Origin of the sequence: Desulfocapsa sulfexigens DSM 10523 (assembly GCF_000341395.1) — a bacterium.
Lineage (GTDB): Bacteria > Desulfobacterota > Desulfobulbia > Desulfobulbales > Desulfocapsaceae > Desulfocapsa > Desulfocapsa sulfexigens.
This window is the reverse complement of record NC_020304.1, coordinates 3103411-3115511: the sequence shown is the minus strand read 5'-3', so window position 1 is coordinate 3115511 and position 12101 is coordinate 3103411. Positions and strand designations below refer to the sequence as shown.

General features: G+C 43.0%; 10 protein-coding genes. 5 read left to right on the top strand and 5 right to left on the bottom strand.

Going from position 1 to position 12101, the window contains the following annotated elements:
• Window positions 1-115: 115 nt before the first annotated feature.
• Both dusB and UWK_RS13860 read left to right on the top strand, forming a co-directional pair.
• A complete protein-coding gene (gene dusB, locus UWK_RS13865) occupies window positions 116-1051 on the top strand; it encodes a tRNA dihydrouridine synthase DusB (RefSeq protein ID WP_015405013.1) in 936 nt (311 codons plus the stop codon).
• Between the two features lie 246 nt (window positions 1052-1297).
• Window positions 1298-2692, top strand: a complete 1395-nt coding sequence (locus tag UWK_RS13860) for a sigma-54 interaction domain-containing protein (RefSeq protein WP_015405012.1) — start codon at window positions 1298-1300, stop codon at window positions 2690-2692.
• A 186-nt stretch (window positions 2693-2878) separates the two neighbouring features.
• Here UWK_RS13860 and UWK_RS13855 read toward each other — a convergent pair whose 3' ends face one another.
• Entirely contained in the window at window positions 2879-3295 is a 417-nt protein-coding gene (locus tag UWK_RS13855) for a hypothetical protein (protein ID WP_015405011.1), read from the bottom strand.
• A 55-nt stretch (window positions 3296-3350) separates the two neighbouring features.
• Window positions 3351-3713 carry a hypothetical protein gene (locus UWK_RS13850; protein WP_015405010.1) on the bottom strand — a complete coding sequence of 121 codons (363 nt, stop codon included), beginning with the start codon at window positions 3711-3713 and terminating at the stop codon, window positions 3351-3353.
• A gap of 538 nt (window positions 3714-4251) precedes the next feature.
• On the opposite strand from UWK_RS13850, the gene UWK_RS18660 reads away from it, so the two are divergent.
• From UWK_RS18660 to UWK_RS13830, 3 genes are read left to right on the top strand one after another with little or no spacing between them, the layout of a single operon-like run.
• Window positions 4252-4842 (top strand): TorD/DmsD family molecular chaperone, encoded by a 591-nt coding sequence (locus tag UWK_RS18660; RefSeq protein WP_015405009.1) that lies wholly within the window; start codon window positions 4252-4254, stop codon window positions 4840-4842.
• Window positions 4817-7057: a molybdopterin-containing oxidoreductase family protein gene (locus UWK_RS13835; protein ID WP_015405008.1), complete on the top strand. Its 2241-nt coding sequence runs from the start codon at window positions 4817-4819 to the stop codon at window positions 7055-7057. The genes UWK_RS18660 and UWK_RS13835 overlap by 26 nt, the downstream gene beginning before the upstream one ends.
• A 36-nt stretch (window positions 7058-7093) precedes the next feature.
• Window positions 7094-7903 carry a 4Fe-4S dicluster domain-containing protein gene (locus tag UWK_RS13830; RefSeq protein WP_015405007.1) on the top strand — a complete coding sequence of 270 codons (810 nt, stop codon included), beginning with the start codon at window positions 7094-7096 and terminating at the stop codon, window positions 7901-7903.
• A 143-nt stretch (window positions 7904-8046) separates the two neighbouring features.
• On the opposite strand, the gene UWK_RS13825 is transcribed toward UWK_RS13830, so the two are convergent.
• The 3 genes from UWK_RS13825 to UWK_RS18655 are packed head-to-tail and all read right to left on the bottom strand — an operon-like array spanning window position 8047 to window position 12095.
• The gene (locus UWK_RS13825; protein WP_015405006.1) at window positions 8047-8307 is read right to left on the bottom strand and encodes an AF1514 family protein; all 261 of its coding nucleotides are present in this window, start codon (window positions 8305-8307) and stop codon (window positions 8047-8049) included.
• A 17-nt stretch (window positions 8308-8324) separates the two neighbouring features.
• Window positions 8325-9743, bottom strand: coding sequence for a sigma-54-dependent transcriptional regulator (locus UWK_RS13820; protein ID WP_015405005.1), 1419 nt, complete (start codon window positions 9741-9743; stop codon window positions 8325-8327).
• A 24-nt stretch (window positions 9744-9767) separates the two neighbouring features.
• Window positions 9768-12095 (bottom strand): ATP-binding protein, encoded by a 2328-nt coding sequence (locus UWK_RS18655; RefSeq protein WP_015405004.1) that lies wholly within the window; start codon window positions 12093-12095, stop codon window positions 9768-9770.
• Window positions 12096-12101 lie beyond the last annotated feature (6 nt).

The window sequence follows — 12101 nt, the reverse complement described above, 5'->3', positions numbered from 1 at the left end:
ATGACAGGAATAAATACAAACACTTATTATAATAACGATATCAAAATGTTACAAAATGAATCATAAAACCCCGCAATACTAACTCGTTTACAAAAAAAAATCAGCTGTAAAAAAAATGTTACGCATTGGAAAAACCACTTTAAATTCCCCTTTCATCCTGGCCCCACTTGCCGGCTATTCAGACCTGCCATTCAGGCTGCTCTGTCGTGAATATGGAGCTGGCTTAGTCGTCTCTGAGATGATAAGTTGTCATGGATTGATTTACGGCCAAAAAAAAACCTTCCAAATGCTTGCATCCTCTGTTGCCGAGCGACCAGTATCCTTTCAACTCTTCGGTTCCGACCCTGTTATTATGGGAAAGGCCGCTGCCTTGCTATGTGAACACTCACCATCGTTTATAGATATAAATATGGGATGCCCCGTTCGCAAAGTCACAAAAAAAGGGGCTGGTTCAGCACTTATGAAAGACATTCCCCTTGCAGAAAAAATTATTCAGGCGGTGATAGCCCATTCGACGGTACCTGTAACGGTAAAAACAAGGGCTGGTATTGACAATGGTCACATAACGGCCATCGATTTTGCAAAGATGTGTGAAAGCTCGGGTGTTGCAGCCATTACTGTTCATGGGCGGACATGGGCCCAGGCGTTTTCAGGTAGCGCCGACTGGAACATTATTCGCCAAGTAAAGGACACCGTTTCCATTCCTGTGATCGGAAATGGAGATGTTCATAGCTATAAGGAAGGTCTTTTAAGAATGGACGAAACAGGTTGTGACGGGATCATGATTGGACGTGCTGCACTTGGTAATCCATGGGTGTTTCAAATTGATGGCAGACCCAGTTTTTTGGATGCTATCATCCCAACGGTTAAAAGACACCTGGAGCTCATGGCGGAATATCTTGATACCAACAAGGCTCTTGCCTATATACGAAACCACACTGGACGCTACTTCTCTGAATTTTCAGGAAGTTCACAAATCAGAAAATCAATTCATAGTTGCAACAGCTATACAGCCTTGCAGGATTATATCGAATCACTGTCAAGTGATTGATTTTTCATACTACCTGGCAAATAGAAACTTTTTTTTTACAGCAGCACCTTGTTAAGCATTTATTCATTTATCTGGAAACGAAGGAAAACTCCAGGCAAACAGAGACACCCTATTATTTAGAACAGAACAAGCTGAACGACAATACGACAAACAACACTTATCAATGGCTATAATATTTTTTTTCTGTTAACCTCCCTTAACAACTTAACAGAATTTTAACACTCCAAAAGAGCTTACCATCGCCCTATGATACAGAAAGAAAAGATTAAAGATTACTTCTGTGATAACTGGAAAGACGTTGTAGATAAAATGAAGGAAGGACTCATGCTCGTTGATGTTCAGGGAAATATTCTGTATGTCAACAGGGCACTGGAAGATCTTCTCCACTACAGCAGAGAAGAACTTCTTGGACAACCCTGTGATATACTGGAGTGCGACAATTGCTTCGGCCATGATGTCGTGGACAAGGAAAGACGATGCAGTCTCTTCAGAAAGGGAGACGTGAGTGACCTGCACTGCTCTTTCAAGCAAAAGAATGGTACCCGTGTTGAAGTCCTGAAAAATGCAACGGTTCTGACTGACAAAAGTGGCGTTACCGTAGCCGGTGTCGAGACCCTCACTGACCTCACTGCAGTTATCGACAAAGAAAAGGAGATCTGTGATCTCCGCAGAGAACTTAATCGTGGTAACAGCTTTCATGGTCTTATTGGAAACAGTTCCACCATGCAGCAGGTGTACGAACTCATTAAAAGTGCAGCTTTGTCCAATGCTCCAATTATTATTTATGGAGAAAGTGGCACAGGAAAAGAGTTGGTTGCCAGCGCAATCCACAAGCTGAGCAGACGCGCAAAATCTCCTTTTATCAAGGTGAACTGCGCCGCATTAAACGAAAACATTCTTGAAAGTGAGCTTTTTGGCCATACTAAAGGGGCCTTTACGGGTGCAGACAGGGATAGAACTGGACGGTTTGAGGCAGCGAACAAAGGTTCAATTTTTCTTGATGAAATCGGTGATCTCCCTCTTAGCATGCAAACCAAACTCCTGCGAGTTCTTCAGGAACAGGAAGTTGAACGTGTTGGAGACCATCAACCAATTTCCATAGATGTTCGTGTGATTTCAGCAACCAACAAAAACCTGAACACTCTCATGCTTGAGCATAAATTCAGGGAAGATCTCTTTTACAGGATTGGCGTTATCCCAATAACTATCCCCCCACTGAGAAACCATCCGGAAGACATTCCTCTTCTGGTTAAAACATTCATCGACAATGCCAACCTTAAAATAGAAAAAGATATAACTACTATCCGAAAAGATGCCCTTGATCTTTTAGTAGACTATCACTGGCCAGGAAACATTCGTGAACTGATTAATGTTATAGAATATACTTTTGTAATATGCCCCGAGGATGAAATTACCCCTAAACACCTTCCTCAGCAATTTCAGAAAGACAATCAACCTGCGGGACATTTTGGAACCCCACAAATCAGCACATCCCAAAATCGACGGGAACAATTGCTGCAAGCCATTAAAGCTGCCAATGGAAACAAATCAGAGGCCGCCAGGATTCTCGGTATTTCCAGAGTTACTCTTTGGAAGCACCTTAAAAAACATAATATTACTATTGACAAATCAGCATACTAAAACCATGGCTGAAGCATACATAAAACCACATTTCCTCTTACTCAAACAAGCACAGTTGCACTACTCACCAGCATGCCATAAAAAAACGGGATACTGTTCTTGAGACCAGCTCCGTTACTTAGGGCTGGAGCTACGCACAAAACAGATATCCCGAATGTGAACAGGGTCAATAATAAATACAGGTGATCAGTTCATATAGCCCGTTACCATAGTATCAGCAGCAAACACCTCGACAACCTCAGACTTCATGGTATCATCTTCAACATTCCAGCCACAGGGGTCATAATCTGTCCACTGAAGTTCTGCGACAACCTCTGTTCCAACTCCTTCATTCTCAACATTCCAACCACATGGATCGTAATCTGTCCATTCAAGCTCAGCAACTTCTACAGAACCATCCACAGCTTCCTCAACATTCCAACCACAAGGGTCATAATCCGTCCACTGAAGTTCTGCGACATCCTCTGTTCCAACTCCTTCATTCTCAACATTCCAGCCACATGGGTCATAATCACTCCACTCATCCTCTGCTGCAAAAGCAAGACAAGTTGTAAAAGTGAAAATCACTAGCCCTGTAAGTACTAACATGTTTTTTCGAGTCATTTTATTCTCCCCAGAATTTTTTATACATTGTCGCAGTAGTATGACAAACTTGTTCTCAATTTGTAGTTTGATTTTCGTCTTCCAAAGAGCTCAAAGAGGCAACTAGGGAATCTGAATCCCCAGGACATGGATAGGTGTCACGAAAACTGAAACATGCATCACTCTCAAGCATATCCTCACATTCTATGGTACAATCTGAATAGGAAATTCCATCCCTTGAGGAATAAATTTCCTCAGCCTTAAACATCTCGCAGGCCTCAGAGTTTTTGAGTTCAATACAGTTGACAGAGGGATCAGAAAAATAAACACCATCAATTTCTGAATACGTGGGATCTACTACAACTTCTGCTATCAATGAATTCGCCGAAATCAAAATTGTTATCAGCCCCAGTGCAAAACAAATTGTTTTTCCTTTCATTTTTAATCTCCCTTTCAAAATATTTCAAAAACCACCCTGCCAGGCCCTGAGTACTACATTTATTCCCTTATGTGTAATTGCTAACATATGACAAAAATAATAGCAAACTTTTTTGCACCAGATAGCAATTTATTTTGCACCGGTCCAGAAGGCCTCATCACCTTGTAAGTATGATTTTATTTAAATATCGCACATTGACAGTCTGGCAAGATACGCCAATCATGACAATTTTACTTTACAAACCTCCTCATTGAGGTTTAGAAAGTTCTTTACTTCAGGCTTTGTAACTGGAAGGTTTTTTATGAATTTTTACAGAAAATTAAGGGTACCAGATGGCACAGGATTGCAAATCATTCTCAACTACCTGTTTTTTCAAGCCTAGTGGGCAGCAATTCGTTGACAAGATAGTTCCATGTGGCTATGCTAGGCACTACTTTGTGACAATTACAGTTGAAGAATGAAACCACTGTTTCTCTAATGCAACATAACTCTTCAAGACCAGGTTATTTTGACACTACTGCTTTTAATATAACAACTCATGTTAGATACTGAACCTTCCAATGATATCGCCCGGGTCTACCGTTTCCTTGCTCAGTGCATGCAGTACCCTGATCAAGAATGGATGAATGATGAATTCTTCAATGTCCTCTACAATTTTCTAGGAACCTTAGACGCCGTTGAAGATGGTATCGCCATCAAAAAAGCAATTGACAATACAGATGATGCAATCGAAGACCTTCAGGTCGAATATACCAGACTCTTTATCAATGGAGTCCCTCACGTCGTTGCACCCCCTTACGGATCCGTATACATGGACCAATCTTTACAGGGAACATTTGCCGGCGACACTCTCGCCTTTTACCATACCAAAGGCTTTGAAATGGATAAAAGCGCTGATCTGCCCGACCATTTAATTCATGAACTTGAATTCCTGTCACTTCTTGCCGAAGAAAACGACTTCTCCGGAGAAGAGGAGTTCTTGAAAAAACTGTTTCGCCCCTGGTACAAAAAGTTTCACCCCAGGGTAACGAAAGGAGCTCACCATCCATTTTATAGGGTGGTTGTACAATTAATTGATTTTTTTACTAAGGAGGAAGACAAAGATGGCTTTCAACCTAACGAGGCGTAAATTCCTTCAGACGGCAACCCTGGCAGCAGCCTCGGTACCTCTGTCGAAGGTTGTTTCCGCTAGCACCGGTGTCACCAAATCAGCACTCGACACACCGGGTACTGCTGGCGATCAAACCGTTGTGGGTGGGATCTGCGAAATGTGTTTCTGGCGTTGTCAGCTGGTCGGTAAAGTTCGTGACGGCCGCCTGATGAAGCTCGAAGGAAACCCAAAATCCATTGATAACGGCACTGCTATATGTGCTCGTGGTAATGCAGGTGTTAAACTGCTTTATGATGTGGACCGTTTGAAGTACCCAATGAAAAACGTCGGAAAGCGTGGTGCCCCGAAGTGGAAACGTATTTCCTGGAAAGAGGCACTTGATGAATGTGGCTCCAAGCTGAAAAATACCGTTGATCAATATGGTGCTCAAGGTATCTGTGTTTTTCCACATGGTGCTTCAGCAAAATACCCCATGCACTATTTTGAGCGTGCCGTAGGAACTCACAATGTCTCCGAGGCTTCTTTTTTTCAGTGTCGCGGTATTCGTGACACCGCATACGTTGCCACCATTGGCAAAGCCCCCGGTGAAAAAATTGATATGCCAAACACCAAAGTTCTCTTTTTTATTGGAGACCATCTTGGTGAAAACATTCATGTTTCTCACATCAAACAGTACATTCAAGGTTTGCAAAATGGAGCTAAGCTGATTGTTGCTGATCCTCGTTTTTCAGCTTCTGCTGCAAAGGCTGACATCTGGGTTCAGATCAAACCTGGCACAGACACTGCCTACATGCTTGCCATCATGAATTACCTGGTACAGAACGATAAGTATGACAAGGAGTTTGTTGAAGATCATACCGATGGCTTTGAGCAGTTTGCTGAATCAATAAAAGAATGGACCTTAGAAAAAGCTGCAAAGGAATGTGATATTCCAGCTGCTCAGATCAAAGAAGTTGCTGAGATGCTTGCAGCCAATGCGCCAAATGTCGCAATCCATCCAGGCCGTCACGTTTCATGGCATGGAAATGACTTCCAACGCGAGCGTGCACTTGCCTGTCTCACCGGAATTCTTGGCGCCTACTATGTAAAAGGTGGCTGGGTTCCAGCAAAAGGACCAAAGGTAGGCGGTGTAAGCTGGAAGAAAGAGGATCATGGTCATAAGTATGATCTCAATTATGATCATCATGAGGACGAAAAGGTTTATCCTTACAATCCCCCTGGAACCCCAACCGACCTCATTCGGGACTGTGCTATTTCAGGCAAACCCTACCCAATCAAAAGCTGTGTTGTGTGGGGTCAGAACCCAATGCAGACCATCCCAAATCAGCAGATGATGAAAGATCTCTTCAACGCCATGGATTTCGTCATGTGTGTTGATGTTATGCCAACTGACGTAACTGCGTGGGCTGACATTCTCTTGCCTGAAGCAAGTTATCTTGAGCGTTACGATTATATCAAGACTGGAACACAATGGGATCTCTCCAAGGAGCATCAGCAGTACATTTCTGCCCGTATGCCTCTCGTTCCACCTATGTTTGAACGTAAGGATCAGATCTACATCACCAATGAAATTGCCAAACGCATGGGCCACGAGGCTAAAATTCCTGTAAAAACCATGGAAGAAATGGTTGACAAGAACCTGGCCACTGTAAATCTCTCAATTGAGAAACTGAAAGCTGAAGATGGCATCCATATTCAGCCAGGCAAAGACCCATACGGAATCCCGGAAGAATTTGAAGTCCGTCTTTTCAACGAAGATATCGCTGATACCGGACATCCGGGAGCACCAACCTATATACCAGTCCCTGACAATCCAAAGGGATTTGCCAGACTGTTGTACGGACGTGCCCCTGTTCATACCTTCAACAGAAGTCAGAATAACGTATGGCTCCACAATGCCATGCCTGACAACCCTGTTTGGGTGAATGATGAGGTTGCCGCGAAAATTGGTCTCATTGATGGCGATACTGTTGGTTTTGTAAACAGTGAGGGAGTTGAATCCGCTACCACCACCACAGTGAAAGTCACTGCCGGTATCAGAAAAGACTGTGTTTATATGTACCACGGTTTTGGTAGTGCCAATCCACTTATGACAATAGGTGTTGGCGCTGGTGTAGATGACACTTCTCTTATCACCAAACTGGCTGTTGACCCTGAAACCGGATGTCACGGAATGAGAAATAACTTTGTTAAATTGATCAAAAATGGAAAGGTTCTGGATATTCCAGCTTAATCTTATCTTTTAAGCCTTTTCAGGAGGATATATTCAATGCAATATGGAATGATCATAGATCTGGAACGCTGTGTCGGCTGTCATGCCTGCACTATTGCCTGTCGGGCAGAGTGGGAAGTTCCAGTTCCTTACCAGCGTAACTGGGTAAAACGTCTTGGCCCAACCATGACCGATGATGGAATGGCCTCAACCTACTATCCCGGACTTTGTAATCACTGTGACAAACCACCCTGTGTGGAGGAATGTCCTGCAGATGTCGTTGAAAGGACTTTCACAGATGTTAAAACAGGAAAAACTACCACTCTAGAGGTAGCAGCCACCTGGAAAGATCCATTTGATGGATCAGTACAAGTCGACAAGGATCGTTGTCTTGGTTGTGGTGCCTGTGCCGACGCCTGTCCTTACGGCGCACGTTATGTTAATCCTGCCCAAGCTGACGATAACAGCGAGGGAAAGGTCGACAAATGTACTTACTGTAAACCTCGTGTTGACCAGGGCCTTGTACCTGCCTGTGTTCAAACATGTATTGCCGATGCTCGTATTTTCGGTGATCTTGATGATCCTAATTCCGCCGTTTCACAGTACGTGAAGAAAGGTGCCAAAGGCCTTGAAGTACAAGATGGCCACATTGGTCCTAACTCTCGCTACTATGGCAACAAAAAGGATATGGGGCTTCTCTTTGCAGACTACACACCAAAACTTGCTGACATGGGTAGCGTTAAAAGACGTGCCATGATGGCTTCAATGGTGAAACCTGCTATGAGAAAAGCTAAAGATATCGGCATACTTGGACTTGCCGGTGCCATGCTTGTAAAAGGACTTTCTGAAGACAAGGACAATAAATAAAATACAGTCTGTTTTCGGAATGGAAGTAAAAAAAGGCCTTCGGTATGCTTGCATACTGAAGGCCTTTTTTTGTTGTCTAAATGGCACAACGCATTTGCGCAACACACTCTGTTCTATTCCATATAAGGTTTTACCAGATTAGACTATGAATAGATAAAGACAAACCTGTCACTATCTACGGAGATCCTTAATCGCCCTTCATGATTCCGCCCATATACCTCCCATCCCGGCTCCCCTTTCAGTTCACATTTGAGACAACAGGGTGAATGCACCCCCTTGTCACGATCACACCATGAAACAAGAGTTGCAAAGTCATTTTCTTTTTCTGCTATAACTCGGCCAAGTTCCCTTGCCTGCTCAAAGTCCAGTATATATCCTTCTATTAGACACTCTATTCTTTCCACAAGAGCCTCCCCGTTTTTTAGTCTTTTTCAGACTGTTGCTTCAGCCGCCAATTAAGAGCCTGCCTTGTAATACCTAACATTTGGGCTGCAATAGCCTGGTTTCCCTGCGATCTGTGCAATGCCTCCTTAACAAGTAAGCGCCCGGATGCTTTCAGGGTAGGCAGGGTTCCAAGTATACTGAACACTGTTTCGCCAGTCACCTCTTCTTCAATATCATTGGCTGTTCCCATTCTGCTCTCTATATACTTTTTAAAAACATCCATTGACAGTGTTCGACTGCGATGCTTAGAAAGGGCATCAAAAACCATTGATTGCAATTCTCGAACATTCCCAGGGTAATTATACGTTCCCAAAAGAATAGGTAACTCGTTAGGGTAGGCAGGTTTTGCCTTATTTAATCGGCTCGCTGCCTCGTCCAGAAAATAATCTAAAAGTAACGGCAGGTCATCCAGACGTTCACGAAGAGGTGGAATATGCACATGGTGCGTTCGAAGCCTGAAAAAAAGATCTTTACGGAACTCCCCTGACTCCTGCAATGAATCAAGGTTTTGATGAGTAGCAAATATCATGCGTACATTAGTACTTAGAGCAATGTCAGAGCCAAGTGCATAATATTCCCGTTCCTGTATCAGGCGCAAAAGTTTAACCTGTGATTGGGCAGTAAGATCACCAATTTCATCGAGAAAAAGACTGCCATCGGTCGCAGTGGCAATCAGGCCCTTGCGGCTTTGATCAGCCCCTGAAAAGGCCCCCTTTTTATGGCCAAAGAGTGTGTCCGCAAGCATTGTTCCATCAAGTCCTGCTATGTTCACAGCGACAAACTCGCCGGCTCTCCCAGAAAGTGAATGAATTGCCTGGGCAAATAGTTCTTTCCCAGATCCTGTTTCTCCAGTTATTAAAACCGGCTCACCAGTTGTAGCGATGGCTTCAATATACTGGAAAATTGAACGCATAGATTTGTTATGAGTAATAATATGGGAGAACGCATCGGGATTATGGAGTTCATCTTTTAAGAAATGCTCCTTCAACGAACTGTTTTCACGACGCAACAAACCAAAAGTAATTGCCCGTTTAACTCCGGTTACTAAACGTTCTTCTTCGGTAACTTTTGTGAAAAAATCATAAGCCCCGAGTTTCATGCAGGAGACAGCCGTTTCAACCTGATCCAAACCAGTAATAATGATTACCGGCACTTCAGGAAAATCAAGAACCACCTGAGGCAACAGTTCATCGCCTGCAAGGTGTGGCATGGTAAGATCAAGAACCAGAACACTTATGGCCTGAGCACGCAACAACTCCATAACTTTTCTGGAGTCGTTGCAAGTCACTATATTATTAATGCCGGCAACCTGAAGAGTCAGTCCAAAACTGTTCAGCCAGGCATTTTCATCATCCACCAATAAAACCGGTAATGTTGGGTACAAAGTTTTAACCATGATCTCTATTTCGTATAGTTTATTTTAATTTTCCTTACTCTCTGCGGGGCACGCAGGGAAAACGATAACAACCTCTGTCCCCTTTCCAAACTCAGATTTAAAATCCATTACTCCGTGATGTTCTTTAACTATTCCAGCTGAGACAGAAAGTCCCAATCCTGTCCCGCCAATTGACCGTTTTGTCGTAAAGAATGGATCTGTTACCTGTTTTAAATTCTCAGGGGCTATTCCTGTGCCTTCATCCTTTATAGAAATTTCCACACCATCAACTTCCTTATTATAACGGGTTGAAATAGTAAGGGACATGTCTGTTGTTTCAAGAGCCTCACAGCTATTCTGAATAAGGTTAATAACAACCTGGGTTAGACGTTGCCTATTACCAAGAACCATAAGAGGTGTTGGAGAAAAATGAGTTATAAATTTATTGGTACTCTTATGAATGGTATTTGATGTTAAGCGAATACCGGATTTAACGACCTCTGTGATATCAACGGGTACCAATTGGCCACTGGTCTCCTGTCTGGCATAATCTTTCAAATCCATAACAATCTGCTTGATCCGCTGAGCACTTTCTTCGAGTTCTAAAAATATGCGAGGAAGTTGTTGACGCATCTCCCTGTAATCCAGGCCAGCGATGGAAAAGTCTCCATTTTCTTCAAAAAACTCATCCAAAATAGGCTTTGCACTCTCCCAGGCACGAAAGAGTATCGGAGTATTCAAAAGAGCAATAGAGTTGGGATTATTAATTTCATGGGCAACCCCTGACACAAGAAGTCCAAGAGAAATCATCTTATCTGCATGGAGAAGTTGCTGCTGCTGTTTTCTTGTTTCATCCTCACTCCTCTTCCGTTCACTGATATCCCTGACGATCCAGATGGCATGCCACTTTCCTTTGATGGTAGTTGATGACAGTGAAAGTTCCACATACACGTCATCTCCTTTTTCATTTCGTGCGATAAGCTCAACGGTCTGTGATAAACTCTCTGCCGACTTTCCGGTTTCCAGGGGTTCCACTGACAGATCCTCTCCTTCACGGCGAGGATTAATCAGCGAATGGATGGGATGTTGAAGGGCTTCCTCAGGACTATAGCCAAATATTGTAGCAGCTGCCTCGTTCCAATAGGTTATATATCCTTCATTATCCATGAGGATTATACCGTCAAGTGCAGATCCGGTAAGACTTCGAAATTTGTCTTCGCTTTCACTCAGAGAGGCTTCGGCAAGGTTTCTAGCCTCACAGGTTAAACTGTAGCGTTCAGAGAATGCAGTAAGATCACGTGATAAATTCTGCAATTCCAGAGGTCCGCCCCAATGGAAATCGATCCGTTTTTCTTTATTTATAATATCATCGAGCCGTGTCAGGAGATCCCTTTGAAGAATTTCAATTTTAGCAGAGATCCAGTTTGCGGCAATAAAAACAAGAATGGTCATTACAACAATGAGCACAATAACATTTACGGTAAGTGTCATCTTCCATTTTTTTATTGCACTGTCATCAATCAGCGTTCCAACCCACATCACAACGTGGTGTTCCTTATTGAAGACCAAAGGAACCCAGGCTATTTTTCGTTTATCATTTCCAGACAATATAATAGGATCTCTGGATACGCTTCTGTTAAGATCGGGAAACTCATCAAAAGCATTACAGGAATCACTGATCTCACCAGAATCTCTATCCGATGATTCACTGTCAGCCACACAACCACGGACATAATTGCCGTCACCTGTAACCCAGTAAGAATCTGTGAAATTTGTTAAAAAATGTGACATGTCAATACGCATCAACATAATACCGATAGCTCCGACGGCGCTATCCAGGATAACTGGAGTCGACATAATCAGTTCATATTCTTCTTTACCGGTACGATGAAAGGGATCTGTTTCCTGATCGACCAACCTGACCAATACCTGGTCATCGGGTACCTGCAGCGACTGATTAAAAAACAGGTGGTCCTTATGATTTTCTGAAAAATCAGATGGGGCAAAGTGACTGTTTTTTCTATGCAGGGAAAGAAGTTCGACTCCATCAGCATTGAAAAGCATCATACCTTTTACCTGTTCATCATTCTCAAACCATCTCTTCACAACATTTGACAAAGTAGGTATTCCGGATGAATCTTCAATCGCTGCATAAACGGAGGGAAGTGTCGCGGAACGAATAAGACTTTTCTTCAAACAGAGTATACGGGCATTCAGCTGAGTAAACCCCACCTGGGATCTGGCCTGAGTTTCAAGTTCTGCCGCATATTCTAATCTTTCCATGGTTTTGGGTAAATTAAGAGCAACAAGAAAGAGTACAGGAAAAAGACCTAATGCAATAACAATCAGAAAAATAATACTCCGTATCTTCATACAACC

What these genes read in the sequence shown, in the direction of transcription:
- UWK_RS13830 (WP_015405007.1), top strand. Translation starts at nt 7,094, where the DNA reads ATGCAATATGGAATGATCATAGATCTGGAACGCTGTGTCGGCTGTCAT.
- UWK_RS13855 (WP_015405011.1), bottom strand. Translation starts at nt 3,295, where the DNA reads ATGACTCGAAAAAACATGTTAGTACTTACAGGGCTAGTGATTTTCACT.
- UWK_RS13850 (WP_015405010.1), bottom strand. Translation starts at nt 3,713, where the DNA reads ATGAAAGGAAAAACAATTTGTTTTGCACTGGGGCTGATAACAATTTTG.
- UWK_RS13835 (WP_015405008.1), top strand. Translation starts at nt 4,817, where the DNA reads ATGGCTTTCAACCTAACGAGGCGTAAATTCCTTCAGACGGCAACCCTG.
- UWK_RS13860 (WP_015405012.1), top strand. Translation starts at nt 1,298, where the DNA reads ATGATACAGAAAGAAAAGATTAAAGATTACTTCTGTGATAACTGGAAA.
- UWK_RS13820 (WP_015405005.1), bottom strand. Translation starts at nt 9,743, where the DNA reads ATGGTTAAAACTTTGTACCCAACATTACCGGTTTTATTGGTGGATGAT.
- UWK_RS18655 (WP_015405004.1), bottom strand. Translation starts at nt 12,095, where the DNA reads ATGAAGATACGGAGTATTATTTTTCTGATTGTTATTGCATTAGGTCTT.
- dusB (WP_015405013.1), top strand. Translation starts at nt 116, where the DNA reads ATGTTACGCATTGGAAAAACCACTTTAAATTCCCCTTTCATCCTGGCC.
- UWK_RS18660 (WP_015405009.1), top strand. Translation starts at nt 4,252, where the DNA reads ATGTTAGATACTGAACCTTCCAATGATATCGCCCGGGTCTACCGTTTC.